Source organism: Flavobacterium sp. N2270, assembly GCF_025947225.1.
Lineage (GTDB): Bacteria > Bacteroidota > Bacteroidia > Flavobacteriales > Flavobacteriaceae > Flavobacterium.
In genome coordinates this window covers 2299818-2319431 of the sequence record NZ_CP110005.1, presented here as the reverse complement: position 1 = coordinate 2319431, position 19614 = coordinate 2299818, and the positions used below count along the sequence as shown (strand labels likewise).

The following is a 19614-nucleotide window of genomic DNA, read 5'->3' as shown; positions in this document are numbered from 1 at the left end:
GTAAGCAGGTTTTTTATAAAGTTTCTGTAATTTTTTCATATTCGGCAGAGTTTAATAAGTAATTATATTTACCCTCAATTTTCGGAACACTTTGGTTTTTAATTTTCCGTTTTGCTCTTAAAATTATTACTTTCTGTGCGTTTTGTTTTTCACACCAATCATACAAAGTCCTTTTTAAAGTATTTTTATTATCCCAAACATAAATTTCTCCAAATGACTTTTCAATTGTTCCAATTTCATCAAATTCAGATTCTTTGTTATTAAAATATTCTTTGTTACACTTCAGGATTAAATCACCGTCTTCTACTTTTCCTTTTACATATACTAAATCTCCATACTTATCTTCATCAACCATTAAATATAAGCCATAAAAAACATAACCAATTATTAAGATAAATGATGATATTATGATTATATCTAATATTTTGTTTTTAGCACTCATTTTAAACTTGCTTACAACGTGTTGCCGCTTGTGGCAGTTGCGTAAATTTATAACAAAAGATTACAAGTACAAAACTCCTCGTGGAATTTTCGGAGAAAATTCCGAACACAAGCCAAGCCTAGCAATTGCAACAAACGGCTGTTGTGTGTAGTATTTTTATTTTTCAGACAGTTTATTTATTTCACGTTTGTTTGGAATCCATAACCACATTCCAATAATTCCTAAAAACAAAATCATAAATGTATTGTTTGTTTTTGTGCTTTTTTTAATTGGCATTCTTGTCCAATTAAACCACAGGAAAATTCCTGCCACAATTAAATTCAGTCCCCAAATCAGCCAGTTTGCTTTATAATCAAAGTCGAGTTTAATCCACAGTTTTGTGTCAGCAAAGATTATAATCATATATCCGATTTGGATTAAAGTCAGTATAATTAATAAAACACGTAATTTTTTTAAATCCGATTTAAAATTTTCCTTTATAGTTTGTAATTCAGTCATTTTTTAGTTCAGTTTACGGTTGATTGGAATATTACACACAACGTGTTGCCGCTTGTGGCAGTTGCGTAAATTTAATACAAAAGTTTACAAGTACAAAACTCCTCGTTGAATTTTCGGAGAAAATTCCGAACACAAGCCAAGCCTAGCAATTGCAACAAACGGCTGTTATGTGTTCGGCTTTTATTTTGTCGTTTCAAGTTTTAGTAGTTTTTCATAATCTGTTTTTATTCTTTTTTGCTCTTCAAGTAAATAATCGTTTTCGAAAGGAGAACCACAATCTTGATTATTTAATTGATGAAGTAGTTTTCCGTTTTCAAAATAACTACGGTCTTCAATTATTTCTGATTTTTCAAAATCAAACGTTTCTGTGTCATTATTCTCTTTCATAGATTTCGAGTCATAATACATTGGTCTATTGTATTTATATAATTTAGCAAATACAAACGAAAGTTGTTTGTTTAATAAATAATATTCAGTCAATAGTTGAAATGTATCACCGAAATGTCTAGTTGTAATTTTTTCTAATTGTCCGTTTAGATAATAAAATTTTGCTTTGCCACCTTCGGTAGTTTCCCAAATGTCATTGGTTTTTATAGTTGTCCAACTTGCAATTGAGTTAATTCTCTTAAAGTTGGTTCGTATTGGGTTTAGTTTTTCGGTCAGATATTCATTAACTGGTAAATCTTCTTGATTAAATGTCTCTTTGAGTTCAACTTTGTCACGCTTCAAGCTATCAGCTTTAATTACAGTTTTAGTGGTGGTCGTGTCAGTTTTAGTTTCGATTTTACTTTTGTTGTCTGTCCCGCAACTAATAGAAAATACTGTCGCCAAAGTCAATATGTAGAATTTCTGTTTGTTGCTCATTGGTTTTTTTTTAAGCTGACACATAACGTATGGTGCTTTGCGAGGTTGTGAACTTCGTAAACGGATATTTTCGGATAAGATAAAATGCCTTTCGAACTACAAAACTTGAAATTACTACATATTTCACAATCTTGCAAAACACGTGTTAGCGGATTGTGGCTTTTTAACGATAAACTTCTGGGCGGAGTGATAAAACCCAAACACATAGATTATGGAAAATTCATTTTATGACAGACTTCTAATTGAAGCACAGGAATTAGCAACAAAAACAAATGCTTTAAACGATTTTATGCGCACACAAGCATTTGTTGATTTAGACCGCCAAAACAAAGATTTACTTTATAAGCAATCAAGACTTATGAATGAGTATTTGCAAGTTTTAGGTCAAAGATTAGAAATTTTAGGAGATAAATTCTCTTTTAAAAAGTAATCTTATTTAGTTGGCTTTGGCGGTAGTTCTGCGGTTCTACCGCCATACCCGCTAACGTTTTGCGGCTTGCTCTCAGTGGCGTTGAACCAGCACCAAGCCATTACAAATATAACAAAACATTCCATTCAGCAGCGGATTTTCCGTAGGAAAATCCGGAAGTAGCCATTGAAGCAAACCGCTGTTGTGTGTAGTTTTTTATCTACAAAAGTTTATTAAATAATTTCTGACTTTGAAATTTCTTATGTCTCCAACTTTTGAAAATGAATTGCAAGCTTCTTCATTTTTATTTACAGCTAAATAAGAAATCCCTAAATTTATAAATGCTTCACTGTATAAAAATCCTAATCTTTCTTTTATAGAATTTAAATCCATAATATTAAGTTTTTCATATTCTATAATTGCTTTATCAAATTCGTTATTTTGAAAGTGTAAATTTCCTTTTTTCTGAATAGCATAAAACTCTTTCTCTGTTTTTTCAGTTAATCCTTTAAACATTTGAAAAAAATTAAAATTATGTTTTATTAAAAAATCTTTTCCAGTTTGATTTTTAAAATATCTTTCGGCTTTATTTAAAGCTACAATAAACTCGTTATCAAATGATTTTGAAATACCGCTTAAAATTTTAATGTCTTTAATTTTCCCTTCTTTAGTTAAAACAAATTCAGATTTAAATAAATTGTTTTTTGTAGATTCTGATGTGTATTTCGAGATGTTTTTTCTTAAAAAATCTTCAAATGTTAACTCGTTATTAAATTGTGGTTTATAAACTTCATTCGAAATGTAAAGAGTATCTTGATTTCTTATTTCAATTTCTGATTTGAATTCAATGTTTTTACTTAAAAAATCTTCTTTTTTAGATAAAATTTGAATTTTGTCATCACCTTTTTCTTGAATTAGTAAATATTTATTCTCGAATGAAAAAAGCAATTCTCTAAAATCAAGTTTTATTGAATTATTTGTATAATTTGCATTGAATTTTTGGTCATTTATTTTAATAGAGTTTGTTAAAAATTCATATTCGGTAAAAGTGGAATATAAAGTATGATTTATTTCTAAAGGATTTCCATTTTCATAAACCGTTTTTTCTAAAATCCAAGTTCCATTTAACTTTTGGGAATGAACATTTATAAAATTTATAAAAGTCAATAATAATAAAATTTTCTGTCTCATTTCTTTTTAAAATTACACACAACGTTCTGCGGCTTGCTCTCAGTGGCGTTGCACCAACACCAAGCCATTACAAATATAACAAAACATTCCATTCAGCAGCGGATTTTCCGTCGGAAAATCCGGAAGTAGCCATTGAAGCAAACCGCTGTTAGGCGTTCGGTTTAATTTTTAATCAGTTTTCCATTTTCATATTTACATTCACTTTTCACGCCTTTTTTATTTATAGAAAAAACAATTCCATGTTTCTTGTTTTTTAAATATGGACATCTGTAAATTGTTTTATTTTCATAAAAATCTTCCTCCAATACTTTCTCACCTAATTCGTTATAATAAGTAATCCATAAAGTTTTATGATCTAAAGAATATTTAATTTTCTTTTCTACAATTCGATTGTTTGCATAATAATAAATTTCTTCAGCAATAATTTGTCCTTTTCCATTAAAATATTCGATGCCTTTTTTTAAAACGCCATTTTCAAATTCTATTTCATATGTCAAATGGTTTTTACCTTTAAAATTTTGAATTTTTCCAGTAAAAAGTTCAGAATTTTTAACTTTATAAACCAAATTATTTTCAGAATAAACTTCATCCTCTTTTAAAATTTCTTGAGAATAAATTTTAGCTGTAAATAGTAATAATATAATGCAAATTTTTTTCATTTAATGTGTTTAAGTTTCTTGAGTCAAACTGACGCCTAACGTTTTGCAGCTAAAAGAAGTGGCGACGAACCAAGACCAAGCCAAAACAAATATAACGCAAACTTTTGAATTTTCGGAGAAAATTCGGAAGTATGCCCTTGCCTAAGCCATTGCTTTTAACTGCTGTTACCGCCAGTTTTTATTCAGGCGCTATTTCATTTTCAATTAGTACGATTTCACTTTTCGTTTTATTCAGTTTCCATAACCAATAAATTCCTCCTAATGGAATTCCGAAAGTCCAAACTGAATTTAAATATCCCATATATGAAAAACTAATACCAAATAATATTTGAAAATTTAATAAGCTAAAAGAAAGTCCGTAAACTGCACTATAAGTTATTGCAGGAACATTTAGAAATATCACGGCTATGTATTTCAGCCATTTTTTCGTTAAATTACTTTTCTTAATTTTTCGAATCACCCAAATATTAAAAATAGGAATGCAAATTGCTAATATTCCGAATAACCAGAAAAAAACCATATTTGGAATTTTTTCCTTGAAATTAAGTGTTTTAAGGTGTAATATTTTATTTGAGTTATCATCAAATGTTACTTCAAAAACTCCAAATTCTTTGTTGTTAGAAAATTCAATTTGTGCTACGGTAGTATTTGGCGCAGTACTTTCTCCTTCAACTGTTGAAAAGGTTTTATTAGCACTTATAAATTTATAGCTTAATTCTTTACCAAAGTTCTGTACTATTACATTTTTAACATTTAATAAACCTAACTCTAGCGTGTCAACATTTGTGTTTTTATAAGCCTCATTTTCTGTAGCCATATAAGTTAAGCTTTTTGTAAAATCTTCATCTATTAAAGCTTCTACGAACCCTTCAGTTGTGTCTTTATATGTAAAAGCATTGTTAATAAAATCACAGCTAGTAAAAAGTGATACAGTTAGTATCAGGAAAAAAACTTGTTTTAATTTATTCATTTTTTTTAAAATTGGCGGTAACGTTATGAGGCTTGCTTACAGTGGCGTTGAGCCAACACCAAGCCATTACAAATATAACAAAACATTCCATTCAGCAGCGGATTTTCCGAAGGAAAATCCGGAAGTAGCCATTGAAGCAAACCGCTGTTGTGGTTAGTTTTATAAATAATCGTCTATATTTTTTATAACACCTCTAAATATGTTTTTAAGTATTTCTAATTTATCTTTTTGAGAAGCGTATGATTTTAAAACATCAATTGGAGTTTTTCCGTTTCTATTTTTTATATCTATTTGAGCTCCATTCTGGATTAAAATATTAATCATTTCAATTGCTTCGGGATAAGGTTTTTCGATATCATTTTGAATCATTCCATCCATACAATAATCAATTGCTATACTCAGAGGTAGTCCATATTCAATGTTTACATCTGCTCCATTTCTGATTATAAATTCTAAAACTTTTGGGTTATCGCTGTTAATAGCAGCATCTATAGGATAAATTCCAGAGCTTTTTTTGGTATTAATATCTATACCAGATTTTATTAATTTCTCTGCATTTTCTAGGTCAGAATTGAATAAATAATGTATTAGTTCTTCCATATCAAAATTAACCACAACGTTTTGCGGCTAGCGAAAGCCACAAAGATTTAAGACTAACCACAACAAATATAAAACTAAAATTGGAAAATCCGACAGGGTTTTCCAAAAGTTGACCAAGCGTTTGTGGTTTTTGCTAACCGCTGTTGTAGTACGTGGTTGTTTTAATTCAGATTGCGTCAATTCGGAACGAATTTATGTAAGTTGAATTCAAACTCTCAACACAAAGTTTTTCAGCAATTCATTTATCCACAAAGTTCAGAAATTGAGATTTTCAACTTAAAAAAAAATAAGCTTGATTAACGATTACGCACTTTTTAAAATTTCAACTCAAAGATTTTCCAGCAAACTTTTCTACAAAGTTCAGATTTCGTAAAGTTTAATTTTCCAATAAATATTCTTGAATTCCTTTTTCGTTCTTTTCAAGATTTCTGCACAAAGATTTTCAAGCAAACTTTTCGACAAAGTTCAGTTTTGAGAATTTTCTAATTTTCGAAAAAATACTTGATTTACGATTACGTTCTTTTCAAAAATTCTACACAAAGTTATTAATTGATTCTTATACAAAAACTTGAATAATTTCATTTTGCGTCATTTCGGAAACCATGTACTACAACGGTTTGCAGCTAAATTCCAGTGGCGATAATTAAGCTACGGCTAACACAAATATATACAAAACATTTAATTAACCGCATTATTTTCCGCTGAAAAGCCCAAACCAAAGCCATGGAATTTAACTGCTGTTATAACGCGTAAACTAACACAAAGTTAAAACTCAGTTTACACACAAAGAATTGCTACGTTCAGTTCGGACGAAAGCTTTAAGGTTTTTCAATTTATTGAAAAAAAATAGAATAGAAGTAGTTCAAATTTTTAAATCCAAAACTTTCCAAACTCTGGATAAGTAGAAAACTGAAAAGTTCGCAAACGTAAGCTTAAAATTCGGCGAGTGAAACTCCACAAAGAAATTCAAATTCTGAAGTTTTTCTGAAGCCAGTTTAAGTTTAAATCAACAAAAATCAGTTCGGATATTTTCGGTTAAAATTTCTGTTTTCGGAATTTATTAAACAGCTTTTTTACACGCACAGAGTTTATGCGTTATAACGTTCTCGCGCTACAAGCAGTTTGGGATTAAGGAAGCGTTATCTTTCGGATTTGCCAAATCTTCCAAATACAAACCAATTTTTCCATCAAGCCAAATCCCCAAATTGCTTGTAGCGTGTGTTAGGCGAAGTACTTTTATTCATCAGATCTCAAATATTCATATTTTATTAAATCTTTTTTATCCATGATTTCAATTTTTTCGGTGTCTTTTATAATGAAATTTCTATCAGTTATTTCAAGTACATCATTATAATAATGATCAGTTAAAATTATCCCTTTTGTTTCTTTAATTTCCAATAATAAATTTTTAATCACATCTTTATAAATAGGTTCAATCATTGAAAAAGGTTCATCGAGCATTATAAATTGATGTTTGAGATTTCCAATAATTAACAATTCAAGATATCGTAATTGTCCTAAAGATAATTGTCCAACTTTCATTTTTTCAAAACTTGATACTTGTTTTGAATAAAAAATTTTGTCTTGGTCATCTCCATTTGGAAAAAAGAAAGGGATTATTTCTCTTACTTTCCACTCTTTTGGTAAAAAAGTTTCTTGTGGTAGATAACCAATTTTTTTAGAAGAAATAACTTTGTTTTGTGAAATAATCTCAGCATTTAATTTAATTAATATTGAATCTGCTTTAATTGTTCCAAAGATTAATTTTAATAAAGTTGATTTTCCCGTACCATTGCGACCAAATATTCCAACTATTTCTCCAACTTTGCAATCAAGGTTTATGTCTTTTAAAATAACTTTTTTACCAAAAGATTTATTTAGTTTCGATATATTTAATACATCCATTTATCTGAATTTTATATATATTAAAAGTAATAAAACTGAAATTATTGTATTAAATAACCAAACTGTTTTTAAAAGTTTTGCTTTTGTAAAACTAAGATTATAATATGCGTAATATTGATTTTTTTTGAAATTTTGATATCCAATGTAACCAAATAAAATACCTAAAGTAGAAAAAGATATAATACTCCACATAATTCCGGATATCATCCCAATAATCAAGCAGAAAGGTAAATTGAACATATTTATATCCAAAAAATATTTAGAAATTGCTTTATTATACATTTTTTTATATTTAATTTCATAAGATTTTGGTTAGTATTTCGCCTAACGTGTTGCAGCTAAAAGAAGTGGCGACGAGCCAAAACCAAGCCAACACAAATATAACGCAAACTTTTGAATTTTCGGAGAAAATTCGGAAGTATGCCCTTGCCTAAGCCATTACTTTTAACTGCTGTTATGCGTAGTTTTTTAAATAGTCTATTGCGTCTCTTAAATTAAGTTCAGTTTCATAGAAAGCACTACTACCATCTCTATCAGGATTAAAAACATCTTCTTCCATGTTTCCAAGAGAAATTAAGATTTGATAAACAGCTTGTGCATCTTTAAGTTTTATTTCATCAGATAGCCATTCGCGAAAGTTTGGTATAAGTTTTTTGTTATGAGTTTTCCCAAGTGACCAATACGCATTAATTCGTTCACTAGAGTCAATGTAAATTCTATTATTTAGTCCGTCAACAACAATTTTTTCTAAAGTATTAGAGTCTAAATCTCCAATTCCAGATTCTTTAATTATTTGCTTTTCAAATTCGGATTTTACATTTCCGTTTTCTCTTTCAAAAATATAAGTTAGAGCTTCAAATTGTCTATTACTAAGTTTCATCATTTTATTTTTATGATATCTAGATGATTTTTGTCTAGAGAAATTAAAGAACTATCTTTTACAAATAAATACAGATTTGAAAAACTATTGTTTACTAAAGTTGTGTCGTAATCTGATATTTTTAATGTGTCATTTATAATTTTAAACTTTCCTTGAACTATACTTTTGTATTCGATTTTGTATATTTTAAATGCACAAGTTCCATTTTTATAAAGAAATATTTCGTCATTAGAATTTATATAGCAATTTTTACCTTTATAAAATTCTTTTTTCCAAAAATAAGGTTCATTAACGTTAGAAAAACCAAAATATATAGATGTAACGAAGGTTATAAGTAATATTGAAGGAATAAAATCAAACTTTTTTTTGAATTTAATTAGGCTATAAATATCCTTTATTAATAAGACCAAAAAAATAATAAAAAATATTGCGATAGAAAAAACAAGGAAAAGCCCTTGAACAATTCCAAGTTCATAATCATTGAAATGTATATATTGCTTAATCCCAATTAAGAACAGAAGTATTAATATGATATAAGTTGTTTTCCGTTTCATTTTTCAAAATTACGCATAACGTTCCGGCGCTTGGCGAGGTTGCGAGCTACGGAACCGATTATTTTCTGTTAAAGATAAAATTTCTTGCGAAAAGTAAATGTGATTTTACTACAAAATTCGCAATCTTGCCAAACGCCTGTTATGCAACGTTTTTATTTTTTCTTTAGTTTAATTTCAATCACTCCATTCTTTCCTTTTTCGCCATATTTTTCAATTGCGTTTTTATCTTTCAATACAGTTATTGAATCAACATCTTCAGGTTTTAATTCTCTAATAAATTCCTCGGTTACTTCTTTTTCTTCTACAATGTAAAGTGGGTTTTGTTTCACTTTTTCCTTTTCGAAATATGTATAACAGTCTGAAATGATATCAATTCCTTCAATAAGTTGTTCTGAATAATATTTTTGGTCGATTGGATATCTCGGATTTTTGTTTTTGTCGATTTTTACGAAAAAATTGAGTTTATCATCTTTTTTTATCCCCAAATAATCTGAGCAACCTCTTGAAGTCCATGAATTCAATGAATCATACTTTTTTAAAACGTCTGAAGCTTTAAGATTTTCAACTTCAATATAATTTCCGTCAGGTAAATATCCTTTGAATTCTCTAGTCAAATGAATTTTTGCAATTACGTTAGTACTTTTCTCATACTTTTGAAATATGACACCAGGAAATAATGTACTTTCATATCCAATTCTATTTTCAAACCTGCCATCTTGAACAAAAGCATCTGAACACAAATCCATTTCCTCAACTTTTACTTGTTTTACATTCGGATCTTTAGCTTTTAAATCATCAATTGAGAATTCACAAAAATTAATTTTTGAAAGATTAACAGATTCACTATTCTGAGAGAAGGTTGAAAGTGAAATTAAAGTTATAAATAAAGTAAATGTCTTTTTCATGTGCAGTTTTCTAAAATGTTGCATAACGTTTCGCAGCTTGCAGAAGTGGCGGATTAAGGAAGCCTAAACTTTCGGTTTTTCACTGACTTTGCAAGTACAAAACCATCTTTAAATTAAGCCCAAAACCCGCCATTTTTGCAAACTGCTGTTGGCTGTAGTGCTTTTATTTATTTTGGGGCAAATCTGTTGTTGTCAAATAATTTTTTTTCAATAATGTATAAAATCACAAGTTTATATATTTCATTTTCAGATGATATAGAATCATTCTTTTTAGTTATGATATAATTTAATCTTGTTTTTTCTTCATTAGTTAAATTATTATAATAATTAACCGCTTCATTTTTATATTCTAAAGGATTTAAATCTTCTTTTTCGACTTCAATGTTTTTAATTTCTATTGAATCATTTTCTTTAAAACTATCATTATGAGATTGCAAAGTAGAATAATCATTTTCCAATTCATGTAATAAAATTTCTTTATTTCGGGTCGTTGTTTCGCTGATTGATGGCTCAAAAGAATTATTTTCATTTTCTTTATTTTCAAATTTTAAACTTAAAATATAACCAATTATAGCAACTATGGCGACATTTACAAAACCTGAAATTATTTCGGTTTTGATAATGTTTATTGACTCTAATAAAGCAAAAAGTTTGTAAACAATTAACAATAGTCCTAAAGTTTTAAACATTAAACTTATGTTAGTTGTTATTTTTCTAATTCTGTTACCTAATAAAATAGCTGTAAAGAACAATCCAATTCTCGAAAGTATTAGAAAAACTGCACTTGATGATGAAGTATCAGCAAAGTTCATTAAAGAATCTACGTCATTTTGTTGAGAATAAACTTTTAAAGAGCTAACTAAAACTAAAATTATTGAAATAGTCGATAAAAATGTAAAAACGATATAGCTGTAAATTAAAATATTTGCTTTTTGAAAATCAATTATTTTATCTAGAAATTTTGAAAAAATAAATAGAATGAAGACGAAAATAATTGAACTAAATATTGAAAAAAACATTGTAAAAAAACCGTGAAACCAAGTTTGATCAACATAGAGGGTTTCTTTATAAATATAGAAAAATAACAAAATAACAGAATAAATGTACGCTGTTAAACTTGTAATTCGATAAATTTTATTTTCCGCTTTATTAAAATCAATACTGCTCATAATTATTCTGTTTTTTATTATATCATTTATTTTTAAGTTTATTTTTCATGTTCAGCGGCAGCATTACAGCCAACGTGTTGCAGCTAAAAGAAGTGGCGACGAACCAAAACCAAGCTAAAACAAATATAACGCAAACTTTTGAATTTTCGGAGAAAATTCGGAAGTATGCCTTTGCCTTAGCCATTACTTTTAACTGCTGTTAGCCGTTCGGTTTTTTATGCTCTATATTTCTAATAAATTTTTTAATTTCTTTTGCAAATTTTCTATTTTTAGATGTTAATATTACAACACCCGATTTTCCATAAATGCCATATAATGCTTCTGCACCTTTATCAAAAATTGGATAAATTTTATTAACATTAATTTCATTTAGTTTTTCTAGAATGAATATATATTCTGGATTTTTATTTAAATCTAAAATTACAGATTTGTTTTTTGTGTAATTCAACGCAAAAAGTATTTTCACGCCACAATTATTTCCATTTCTATCAACAGTTTCAGAATATAATGAACTACTGTGACTTGTAATTATTTTAGGTTTAAATTCTGTGTAAATTGAGTCAGAAATAATTTTTTCACGAATCATTTTCAATTTCAGTTCAATTGTTTTTTCATTCTCAAAAGAAGTTTTCCATTCAATATTTTTGTTTTTTAAATCACAACTATCTGCAACTTTATCCTGACTAAACGATAGTTGGTTTATAAATAAGATTAACAGAAAAAAAAATGATTTCATTTTCGATTTAGATTACTTTTTTATGTGTTCCGCCAAACTGACGGCTAACGTTTTGCGGCTAGCGAAAGTGGCTTTGATTTATCACTGACCATAACAAATATAGACAAATTTTCGACTCATAGAGGTTTTTCCGAAGGAAAAACCAAGCCCAAGCCATTTTTGCTAACCGCTGTTGTGTGCCGTTTTTATTATTCTATTATATTCCATTTTCCGTTTAACTGAACCATATAATAAAATTCCGTTACATAAAATAAAAGTCAAAAGTAATGGATGAAAATTATTGTTTTTAAGAATATTGAAAATAATAAATATTAAAAATCCAGAAAGTAAATAAACACTAAAATTTAGATTCGAAAGATTTGACTTTGCTTGTTTTAAGTCAATTTCTTTCTTTCTATTTTGGTTAATTATTAATTTAGAAGTTAGGTTTTCAAAGTTTTCAAATTCCAAGTCATTAATTTCTAAAGTTCCGTTTAAGTCTGAGATTTTAATTTTTCTATAAACTGTTCCTTTGAAAGCATAAAAGTTCTCTAATTTTAGATTCTTAATTTTATTTAGGTCAATTTTTTCTTTTTTAAGCCAAAAAGGATAGAACGATATAATTTTATTATTATCAATAATTAATATTCTAAATTTATAAAGAAAATAGAATAGAAGTCCATTTGTTATTAAGACTAAAAGTCCAACAAAAAATTTCGCAATAAAAATTAAGTCACTCGTAAATAAATTTTTGTCAATTGATAAATAAGTTAGAGTTCCTCCAGATAAAAACATTAGGAGAAACCAAAAAGAAGTAAATATGTTATAAATTCCGATTTTCATTTTCAAATGGCACACAACGTGTTGCAGCTAAAAGAAGTGGCGACGAGCCAAAACCAAGCCAAAACAAATATAACGCAAACTTTTGAATTTTCGGAGAAAATTCGGAAGTATGCCCTTGCCTAAGCCATTGCTTTTAACTGCTGTTGTATGCAGTATTAATTAATTAACTCGAATTTCACAGGAAAACTATTTCCACGTACCGTTCCAATACCAGTAACAATTCCATTCTCAATTTTTTCAAATTTTACATTCATAACTTCTCCAGCTTTAAATGGAAAGTTTGGCAATGTTATTTCTGTCATTGTTGCATTATATTCACATTCATTAATCCAAACTAAATCTGATTTTATGTAATATTTTTCATTTCTCAAATATTCAATATGTTTATTGTTCTTGATTACCACGAAAGCCGTTTTGTCATCATTTTCTACATATTTTAGTTTTGAATGATTCAATATTTTACAATCTTGAACTTTTTCAGTTTGTGAATATGAAATAATCGTAATGAATAATGTTGATAAAGTTAAAATTGATTTAAGTAATTTCATTTTTGTTAGGATTTTGATTCTAAAATATTGCATACAACGTTCCGGCGCTTGGCGAGGTTGCGAACTTCGGAACTGTTTATTTTCTATCAAAGATAAAATTTCTTGCGAGAAATAAATGTGTATTTACTACAAAATTCGCAATCTTGCCAAACGCCTGTTATGCCTAGTTTTTCTTCTTTTCGAGTTGTTTCGCAAACTTATTGTCTGTTTTCGTTGGACTATTTTCTAATGCTCTTATGATAACATCTTTTAAGTTTTCTACTTCGCTATACTTTTCTAAAATAGGTTTTAGATTTTCCATTTTCTGCATAGAAATTGACGAAATTACCCAACCTTTAGAATTATTATCCCAAGAGTTTAAAAACTCAATTAGTTTTGCTTGTAATTTTTCGTCTTTTTCAAAGTTTGCTAAACATTGGATAGCCAAAATTTGTTGGTTTTTAATTTCTGAATCTATAAATTTCCAACAAGTTTTTTTGACAGCATTTGTATCATATTTTATATACATATTTATCAAAATATCAACAGGTAATCCTTCTGGAAATGATGAGAATAAAACAAATAAATCATCAGATGCTTTTTCGCTATTATTTGCCATTAATGCAGTTGTGCTCCAAGTTTTTAAAAGTGAACTTTCATTTGAGTTAATTCTGTTGATAAGTTCGTCGTTAAAAGTACTGTCATTTGCAACTCCAATCAATCTGTATGCTAAAACACGTTTTTCGGTAGTTTCAGAATTAAATAGTTTTTCAATGTTTTTAAAATATGAAGAGCATTTATTCAAATTTTTCAAACTGTCTTTTGCTTCATATTCAAAAAGCAAATTGTTAATTCTGTAAAAATCTTTTTCTATAAACTTTTCATTGTTAGAAGCTTCAATAATTTCTTTGTCCAATAAATTTGGAATTTGGCATTCTTGTCCATTCGAGATATTAATTATAAAAATTAATAAAATTGAAAGTGAAAATTTATTCATTAATTGTCTGTTTTTTTCGTTTCGGTTAAAATTAGGCATAACGTTTGACGGCTTGTGACAGTTGCGTAAATTTAGCACTTAATTTCACAAATACAAAACTACTTTAGAATTTTCTAAGAAAATTCAAACAAAGACCAAGCCAAGCAATTGTTACAAACCGTTGTTAGCAGAAGATTTTATCTATTTGCTAATACTATATTTAAATCACTCCATTTTTGTGTTTTATTTAGTAAGTCATTCATCTCACAAATATTTGATTCTGTAACTAATTCACTATTTATTGAAATAATTTTTTCATTAAGATTGAACTCAGAAAAACCTTTTTGTTTAGCACTAATAATCAATTCATTTTCGCTATTTATTTTTGAACGATATTGAAAAGCATTTTCATTATTCTTACTTTTTAGTTCAATATTATTTTTTTTAACATAAACACTATTTTCTTCATAATCTATAACCCAATCAAAACATTTAATAAAATTGATACCAGCATTTTGATTTTTTATGGTTTTTGAAACTAATATTGTAGAATTCAAATTTATATCTCCAATGGTAATTGGTATATTTTCATAAAAATTTTCTTCTCCTTCAGTTGTTGAAGTTGCAGTATTAAATAATGAACCTTCGTAAACTAATGAATCGAATCCTTCAAAATTTAATTTCTCATCAAATGGAATGATAAAATTACCTAAAAAACCACTATCGAGTTTAAATTCATATTCAGTATTATTAATGTTTAAATATATGTAGACTTTATTTGATTTACATTTTGATTTTATCTTTTGATAACCGTCATTTGTTATTTTTGTTTTTTCATCTTCTGAAATATTACCTATTATATTATCGCTAAAATTTAAGAATAAATTTAAATCATTTTTAAAAAAAATATCTAGTCCTAAAACTCCTTTATAATACATTTCTTTTTTACATTTAACGTTTGTCTTATCTATAAAAGCAAATGCTTTATTATCACTTTTAAAAATTTCATTTTCAAAAATAGCTGTAAATGTTCTTAAGTCTGTCAACTTACCATCAGCTCCAGTAACTGTTCCAAAATTTCCAAACTTTTTTAATTCAAAATTTTCTATTGCAGTTGAATCAAAAACAACTGTCATATTTGCTCCTGTATCAAATAGAAGAAGTGAACTCTTATTGTCAATTTTAGAATTTATGTAGTATAAATTATTTTTTTCAATAAGATTTGTTGATTTATTATAGTTCTGAATATCTTGATTTTTTAATTGTTTAATCGTAGTGCAAGATGCTAAAATAACTGTAACCATTAACATTAAAGCTTTTTTCATTGATATAATTTTATTTTATGATTTTAAAAATATGTTTGTTTTTACTCAATTTTTCTTAAATTTTCTGCTAACGTTTTGCGGCTTGCTCTCAGTGGCGTTGAACCAACACCAAGCCATTACAAATATAACAAAACATTCCATTTAGCAGCGGATTTTCCGCAGGAAAATCCGGAAGTAGCCATTGAAGCAAACCGCTGTTAGCAGTAGTACTTTAAATAATTGGAGTTGTTATTTTAAGAATAGCTCATTTTAAACTTATTTTTCGGAATAAGCCATAGGAATAATGATAAAATTAGTAAAGAAAATAAAAGATACATAGCTTTCTTGCCATCATCTTTATAAAAAATTTCATCTTTTTCCTTATCATAATAAAAATATTCAGAATTTATACTATTGATTGTTAATCCTCTAAAAGGAAAATGCACCTTATTGTAAAGTTTACCATTAAATAATAATGTACACAAAGTTTTGGATTTAGCATTATGATTGATTTCTATAATTTTTACAGTTATTGGATTACTTTCTTTAACTATTTTTTCATTCTTACTAATTTCATTATAGGCAATTATAGAGAAATATAGTAATGCAACATTTACAATTAAGCAAACAATTATTTTTAAGGAAATTTTTGCCATATCTGGGTTTTCATAGTTTGTCAAATAGTATTACTGCTAACGTGTTGCAGCTAAAAGAAGTGGCGACGAGCCAAGACCAAGCCAAAACAAATATAACGCAAACTTTTGAATTTTCGGAGAAAATTCGGAAGTATGCCCTTGCCTAAGCCATTACTTTTAACTGCTGTTATAAAACGGTTTAATTATCACACATAATTCGGTTAAGTTTTCAACCTATAAAAAGAGAAAACACAAATTAAATATTATCTATTATGTTATTTATAAATCTCATAACTCTATCTGCATTTAATATAGCAGCTAATAAAGCAAATGAAAATCCGATAACCCATGGATTTAATAATAATCTACTTAATCTTGATTTTATTACTGGGTTTTTACTAGGTTTAGCATTTGTGTTTTTTTTAATAGGGTTTTCTAAAAATTCTAAACTATGAACAGTATTAACCCATCCACCATTTTCTAATATAGTTTCTCCAAATTCTGTTAGTTTAGCGTTTGAGTGTGAATTTCCGCCAAATATGATTAAGTCTTTTCTAAAAGCTTTTTCTAAAGAATTATTCACAAAAACAGTATGTTCTTTTCCTAAGTCAAAATTTAATTTTATTGCTTTTGTATCAATTTTTCTAAACTCGTTAATTGATAATGTTTTTAAAGTAAAATCAATTATTTCATCTTCTGTTGGTAAGTTCATTTTTAACGATTTTAAAAACTGTTTTATAACGGTTCTCAGGCTTGCATAAGTGGCAAAAAAGCAAGCCTTAATTTTCGATTTTGCCAAAACATTACAGACACAAAAACAACTTTAAATTAAACCTGAACTTGCCATTTTTGCAAACATGTGTTAGCATTAGTGCGGTTCTTAAAATAAATTTTTATGTTAAAATTAAACGATAATAACGGAATATTTTTACAGGAACAAGAATATTATACAAAAGAAGATTTAATTAATTTGTATAGGCTTCAAAAAACATTATTAATAGAAGAAAATACAGTTGCTTCTATTTTAGATTGTGCTAATATTTGGCAAAGATATTCAAGTGATTTATGTGCCAGTTGGTTATTTTTTCCTGATAATGATGACGATATTTTAAGACAAATAAGAAGTAGCGGTTTTTTTACTAATTTTGAAGATTATGCGAAGTAAAATAATAAAAAAGATTATTTCTGAAACATCAGAAGAAACGAAAGAAAAAGCAAACCAATATGCTGAAAAAAGAATTAACTGCAAACATCCAAGAGAAAAAAGAAGTTACATTGGTAATAATCTTTTAAGATGCAATGTTTGTGGTTTAGAATTTTCGTAGCATTGATGCTAACGTTCCGCGGCTTGGCGCAGTAGCGACTGCGTGAAACGATTATTTCTTGCTAATATAAGATTTTCCAGCGGAAAATCGAACGTGATTTTAATTGTAAATTTAGCTATTGAGCCAAACCGTTGTTGTATGCTGGTTTTATATTTCTTCTATAAGATCCGAATTGATTTTCTGTAAATAAACGGGTTTTAAATACTTTTGTTTTTTATCAACTTTGAATTTCGTCAAACGATCTATTTCGTACTTACCATCAATAATATTTAGCCTGTATTCTTTAATTTTTTCTAAAAAGCCATTTTTTGAATAGAAATATTCTTTTTTGGTTTTACCAATACCAATTATTTCGTGTGATATTAATCTTTTTTCAATATCATATGTCTTTATTTCAAATTCAGACTTTTCTGCTCCATCATTATATTTGGTTTTGAAAGTAATAACTGTCGAGTTGTCAAAATAATTGTATAAACGTTGCCATCTTATCTTTTTTGTATCTTCAAAACGTTGATTAAGCTCTAATAAATTATTGTTAGAATCATATATTCTTTCATAATAAGTAGATTCATTAAAATGAGTTTCTTTAACGTTTGGTTTGTAAATGTAGTTCGTTGACATAAAAAGAGAATCATTTTTTTCATAATAAGAGTTATCACTTATCAAATTATTATTTTCATCATATTTATATTTACTATACAAAACATGATATTCACAGCCGTTGCAACTTGTGGAATAACTTTTAGATAAATCTAACTTATTATTAATGTAAAAAAACTGTTCAATTCTACCTACATTTTTTAAATCATTAAAATGAGCAGTTCCGTAGGAAATGGTTTCTAGAACTTGACCTTCATTATTAAAAAAATATTCAGATTTATTTATTTTTCTTTTGTCAGATTTTTTGTGATTATCAAAATAGTATTCTTCCTTAGTTACATGAATATCACCAATTCGTTTTTCTATTTTTTGACTATAGATTTTTAATAAACAAAATAATAAAATTATTAAGATTTTTTGTTTCATGGTTTTTATTCGCAAAGTTGGTTAACTAGCATACAACGTTTTGCGGCTTGCTCTCAGTGGCGTTGCACCAACACCAAGCCATTACAAATATAACAAAACATTCCATTCAGCTGCGGATTTTCCGTAGGAAAATCCGGAAGTAGCCATTGAAGCAAACCGCTGTTGTGTGTAGTTTTTTATCTACAAAAGTTTATTAAATAATTTCTGACTTTGAAATTTCTTATGTCTCCAACTTTTGAAAATGAATTGCAAGCTTCTTCATTTTTATTTACAGCTAAATAAGAAATCCCTAAATTTATAAATGCTTCACTGTATAAAAATCCTAATCTTTCTTTTATAGAATTTAAATCCATAATATTAAGTTTTTCATATTCTATAATTGCTTTATCAAATTCGTTATTTTGAAAGTGTAAATTTCCTTTTTTCTGAATAGCATAAAACTCTTTCTCTGTTTTTTCAGTTAATCCTTTAAACATTTGAAAAAAATTAAAATTATGTTTTATTAAAAAATCTTTTCCAGTTTGATTTTTAAAATATCTTTCGGCTTTATTTAAAGCTACAATAAACTCGTTATCAAATGATTTTGAAATACCGCTTAAAATTTTAATGTCTTTAATTTTCCCTTCTTTAGTTAAAACAAATTCAGATTTAAATAAATTGTTTTTTGTAGATTCTGATGTGTATTTCGAGATGTTTTTTCTTAAAAAATCTTCAAATGTTAACTCGTTATTAAATTGTGGTTTATAAACTTCATTCGAAATGTAAAGAGTATCTTGATTTCTTATTTCAATTTCTGATTTGAATTCAATGTTTTTACTTAAAAAATCTTCTTTTTTAGATAAAATTTGAATTTTGTCATCACCTTTTTCTTGAATTAGTAAATATTTATTCTCGAATGAAAAAAGCAATTCTCTAAAATCAAGTTTTATTGAATTATTTGTATAATTTGCATTGAATTTTTGGTCATTTATTTTAATAGAGTTTGTTAAAAATTCATATTCGGTAAAAGTGGAATATAAAGTATGATTTATTTCTAAAGGATTTCCATTTTCATAAACCGTTTTTTCTAAAATCCAAGTTCCATTTAACTTTTGGGAATGAACATTTATAAAATTTATAAAAGTCAATAATAATAAAATTTTCTGTCTCATTTCTTTTTAAAATTACACACAACGTTTTGCAGCTAAATTCCGTGGCGGAACTTTGCTACGACTAAC

The 19614-nt window shown here is 27.4% G+C and carries 23 protein-coding genes; 3 read left to right on the top strand and 20 right to left on the bottom strand.

The window, feature by feature from the left end; genetic code table 11:
* Positions 1-13: 13 nt before the first annotated feature.
* From OLM55_RS10880 to OLM55_RS10870, 3 genes are all read right to left on the bottom strand, one after another.
* The gene (locus OLM55_RS10880; RefSeq protein ID WP_264558932.1) at positions 14-442 is read right to left on the bottom strand and encodes a hypothetical protein; all 429 of its coding nucleotides are present in this window, start codon (positions 440-442) and stop codon (positions 14-16) included.
* 156 nt (positions 443-598) lie between these two features.
* Positions 599-940, bottom strand: a complete 342-nt coding sequence (locus tag OLM55_RS10875; protein WP_264558931.1) for a hypothetical protein — start codon at positions 938-940, stop codon at positions 599-601.
* Between the two features lie 180 nt (positions 941-1120).
* The gene (locus tag OLM55_RS10870; protein ID WP_264558930.1) at positions 1121-1804 is read right to left on the bottom strand and encodes a hypothetical protein; all 684 of its coding nucleotides are present in this window, start codon (positions 1802-1804) and stop codon (positions 1121-1123) included.
* A gap of 211 nt (positions 1805-2015) precedes the next feature.
* On the opposite strand from OLM55_RS10870, the gene OLM55_RS10865 reads away from it, so the two are divergent.
* Positions 2016-2234, top strand: coding sequence for a crAss001_48 related protein (locus tag OLM55_RS10865; protein WP_264558929.1), 219 nt, complete (start codon positions 2016-2018; stop codon positions 2232-2234).
* Between the two features lie 195 nt (positions 2235-2429).
* On the opposite strand, the gene OLM55_RS10860 is transcribed toward OLM55_RS10865, so the two are convergent.
* From OLM55_RS10860 to OLM55_RS10790, 15 genes are all read right to left on the bottom strand, one after another.
* A complete protein-coding gene (locus tag OLM55_RS10860) occupies positions 2430-3404 on the bottom strand; it encodes a tetratricopeptide repeat protein (RefSeq protein WP_264558911.1) in 975 nt (324 codons plus the stop codon).
* Positions 3405-3565: 161 nt separating this feature from the next.
* The gene (locus tag OLM55_RS10855; protein ID WP_264558928.1) at positions 3566-4063 is read right to left on the bottom strand and encodes a hypothetical protein; all 498 of its coding nucleotides are present in this window, start codon (positions 4061-4063) and stop codon (positions 3566-3568) included.
* Positions 4064-4241: 178 nt separating this feature from the next.
* A complete protein-coding gene (locus OLM55_RS10850; RefSeq protein ID WP_264558927.1) occupies positions 4242-5033 on the bottom strand; it encodes a hypothetical protein in 792 nt (263 codons plus the stop codon).
* A gap of 159 nt (positions 5034-5192) precedes the next feature.
* On the bottom strand, positions 5193-5633 hold the full coding sequence (locus OLM55_RS10845) for an ankyrin repeat domain-containing protein (RefSeq protein WP_264558926.1): 441 nt from the start codon (positions 5631-5633) through the stop codon (positions 5193-5195).
* Positions 5634-6869: 1236 nt separating this feature from the next.
* The gene (locus tag OLM55_RS10840; protein ID WP_264558925.1) at positions 6870-7538 is read right to left on the bottom strand and encodes an ATP-binding cassette domain-containing protein; all 669 of its coding nucleotides are present in this window, start codon (positions 7536-7538) and stop codon (positions 6870-6872) included.
* A 454-nt stretch (positions 7539-7992) separates the two neighbouring features.
* A complete protein-coding gene (locus tag OLM55_RS10835) occupies positions 7993-8421 on the bottom strand; it encodes a hypothetical protein (protein ID WP_264558924.1) in 429 nt (142 codons plus the stop codon).
* Between the two features lie 703 nt (positions 8422-9124).
* A complete protein-coding gene (locus OLM55_RS10830) occupies positions 9125-9877 on the bottom strand; it encodes a hypothetical protein (protein ID WP_264558923.1) in 753 nt (250 codons plus the stop codon).
* 167 nt (positions 9878-10044) lie between these two features.
* The gene (locus OLM55_RS10825) at positions 10045-10896 is read right to left on the bottom strand and encodes a hypothetical protein (protein WP_264558922.1); all 852 of its coding nucleotides are present in this window, start codon (positions 10894-10896) and stop codon (positions 10045-10047) included.
* 349 nt (positions 10897-11245) lie between these two features.
* A complete protein-coding gene (locus OLM55_RS10820; protein WP_264558921.1) occupies positions 11246-11782 on the bottom strand; it encodes a hypothetical protein in 537 nt (178 codons plus the stop codon).
* A gap of 162 nt (positions 11783-11944) precedes the next feature.
* The gene (locus OLM55_RS10815) at positions 11945-12604 is read right to left on the bottom strand and encodes a hypothetical protein (protein WP_264558920.1); all 660 of its coding nucleotides are present in this window, start codon (positions 12602-12604) and stop codon (positions 11945-11947) included.
* Between the two features lie 155 nt (positions 12605-12759).
* Positions 12760-13152 (bottom strand): hypothetical protein, encoded by a 393-nt coding sequence (locus tag OLM55_RS10810; protein WP_264558919.1) that lies wholly within the window; start codon positions 13150-13152, stop codon positions 12760-12762.
* Positions 13153-13315: 163 nt separating this feature from the next.
* Positions 13316-14128 carry a hypothetical protein gene (locus OLM55_RS10805; protein ID WP_264558918.1) on the bottom strand — a complete coding sequence of 271 codons (813 nt, stop codon included), beginning with the start codon at positions 14126-14128 and terminating at the stop codon, positions 13316-13318.
* A gap of 176 nt (positions 14129-14304) precedes the next feature.
* On the bottom strand, positions 14305-15432 hold the full coding sequence (locus OLM55_RS10800; RefSeq protein WP_264558917.1) for a hypothetical protein: 1128 nt from the start codon (positions 15430-15432) through the stop codon (positions 14305-14307).
* 233 nt (positions 15433-15665) lie between these two features.
* Positions 15666-16067, bottom strand: a complete 402-nt coding sequence (locus OLM55_RS10795) for a hypothetical protein (RefSeq protein ID WP_264558916.1) — start codon at positions 16065-16067, stop codon at positions 15666-15668.
* A 235-nt stretch (positions 16068-16302) separates the two neighbouring features.
* Positions 16303-16758, bottom strand: a complete 456-nt coding sequence (locus OLM55_RS10790; protein ID WP_264558915.1) for a hypothetical protein — start codon at positions 16756-16758, stop codon at positions 16303-16305.
* Between the two features lie 183 nt (positions 16759-16941).
* Here OLM55_RS10790 and OLM55_RS10785 point away from each other — a divergent pair, with 183 nt between their 5' ends.
* Positions 16942-17211 (top strand): hypothetical protein, encoded by a 270-nt coding sequence (locus OLM55_RS10785; protein ID WP_264558914.1) that lies wholly within the window; start codon positions 16942-16944, stop codon positions 17209-17211.
* Complete coding sequence (locus OLM55_RS10780) at positions 17201-17371, top strand: hypothetical protein (protein WP_264558913.1); 171 nt, start codon at positions 17201-17203, stop codon at positions 17369-17371. Before OLM55_RS10785 ends, OLM55_RS10780 begins: the two co-directional genes overlap by 11 nt.
* Positions 17372-17518: 147 nt before the next feature.
* Here the strand turns inward: OLM55_RS10780 and OLM55_RS10775 are convergent, their stop codons facing one another.
* Together OLM55_RS10775 and OLM55_RS10770 are read right to left on the bottom strand one after the other, a co-directional pair.
* Positions 17519-18397, bottom strand: a complete 879-nt coding sequence (locus OLM55_RS10775) for a hypothetical protein (protein ID WP_264558912.1) — start codon at positions 18395-18397, stop codon at positions 17519-17521.
* Between the two features lie 176 nt (positions 18398-18573).
* A complete protein-coding gene (locus OLM55_RS10770; protein ID WP_264558911.1) occupies positions 18574-19548 on the bottom strand; it encodes a tetratricopeptide repeat protein in 975 nt (324 codons plus the stop codon).
* Between the last annotated feature and the right edge of the window lie 66 nt (positions 19549-19614).

Excerpts from the sequence above, each read along its gene's own strand:
- OLM55_RS10880 (WP_264558932.1), bottom strand. The coding sequence starts at position 442 with ATGAGTGCTAAAAACAAAATATTAGATATAATCATAATATCATCATTT.
- OLM55_RS10875 (WP_264558931.1), bottom strand. The coding sequence starts at position 940 with ATGACTGAATTACAAACTATAAAGGAAAATTTTAAATCGGATTTAAAA.
- OLM55_RS10870 (WP_264558930.1), bottom strand. The coding sequence starts at position 1,804 with ATGAGCAACAAACAGAAATTCTACATATTGACTTTGGCGACAGTATTT.
- OLM55_RS10865 (WP_264558929.1), top strand. The coding sequence starts at position 2,016 with ATGGAAAATTCATTTTATGACAGACTTCTAATTGAAGCACAGGAATTA.
- OLM55_RS10860 (WP_264558911.1), bottom strand. The coding sequence starts at position 3,404 with ATGAGACAGAAAATTTTATTATTATTGACTTTTATAAATTTTATAAAT.
- OLM55_RS10855 (WP_264558928.1), bottom strand. The coding sequence starts at position 4,063 with ATGAAAAAAATTTGCATTATATTATTACTATTTACAGCTAAAATTTAT.
- OLM55_RS10850 (WP_264558927.1), bottom strand. The coding sequence starts at position 5,033 with ATGAATAAATTAAAACAAGTTTTTTTCCTGATACTAACTGTATCACTT.
- OLM55_RS10845 (WP_264558926.1), bottom strand. The coding sequence starts at position 5,633 with ATGGAAGAACTAATACATTATTTATTCAATTCTGACCTAGAAAATGCA.
- OLM55_RS10840 (WP_264558925.1), bottom strand. The coding sequence starts at position 7,538 with ATGGATGTATTAAATATATCGAAACTAAATAAATCTTTTGGTAAAAAA.
- OLM55_RS10835 (WP_264558924.1), bottom strand. The coding sequence starts at position 8,421 with ATGATGAAACTTAGTAATAGACAATTTGAAGCTCTAACTTATATTTTT.
- OLM55_RS10830 (WP_264558923.1), bottom strand. The coding sequence starts at position 9,877 with ATGAAAAAGACATTTACTTTATTTATAACTTTAATTTCACTTTCAACC.
- OLM55_RS10825 (WP_264558922.1), bottom strand. The coding sequence starts at position 10,896 with ATGTTTTTTTCAATATTTAGTTCAATTATTTTCGTCTTCATTCTATTT.
- OLM55_RS10820 (WP_264558921.1), bottom strand. The coding sequence starts at position 11,782 with ATGAAATCATTTTTTTTTCTGTTAATCTTATTTATAAACCAACTATCG.
- OLM55_RS10815 (WP_264558920.1), bottom strand. The coding sequence starts at position 12,604 with ATGAAAATCGGAATTTATAACATATTTACTTCTTTTTGGTTTCTCCTA.
- OLM55_RS10810 (WP_264558919.1), bottom strand. The coding sequence starts at position 13,152 with ATGAAATTACTTAAATCAATTTTAACTTTATCAACATTATTCATTACG.
- OLM55_RS10805 (WP_264558918.1), bottom strand. The coding sequence starts at position 14,128 with ATGAATAAATTTTCACTTTCAATTTTATTAATTTTTATAATTAATATC.
- OLM55_RS10800 (WP_264558917.1), bottom strand. The coding sequence starts at position 15,432 with ATGAAAAAAGCTTTAATGTTAATGGTTACAGTTATTTTAGCATCTTGC.
- OLM55_RS10795 (WP_264558916.1), bottom strand. The coding sequence starts at position 16,067 with ATGGCAAAAATTTCCTTAAAAATAATTGTTTGCTTAATTGTAAATGTT.
- OLM55_RS10790 (WP_264558915.1), bottom strand. The coding sequence starts at position 16,758 with ATGAACTTACCAACAGAAGATGAAATAATTGATTTTACTTTAAAAACA.
- OLM55_RS10785 (WP_264558914.1), top strand. The coding sequence starts at position 16,942 with ATGTTAAAATTAAACGATAATAACGGAATATTTTTACAGGAACAAGAA.
- OLM55_RS10780 (WP_264558913.1), top strand. The coding sequence starts at position 17,201 with ATGCGAAGTAAAATAATAAAAAAGATTATTTCTGAAACATCAGAAGAA.
- OLM55_RS10775 (WP_264558912.1), bottom strand. The coding sequence starts at position 18,397 with ATGAAACAAAAAATCTTAATAATTTTATTATTTTGTTTATTAAAAATC.
- OLM55_RS10770 (WP_264558911.1), bottom strand. The coding sequence starts at position 19,548 with ATGAGACAGAAAATTTTATTATTATTGACTTTTATAAATTTTATAAAT.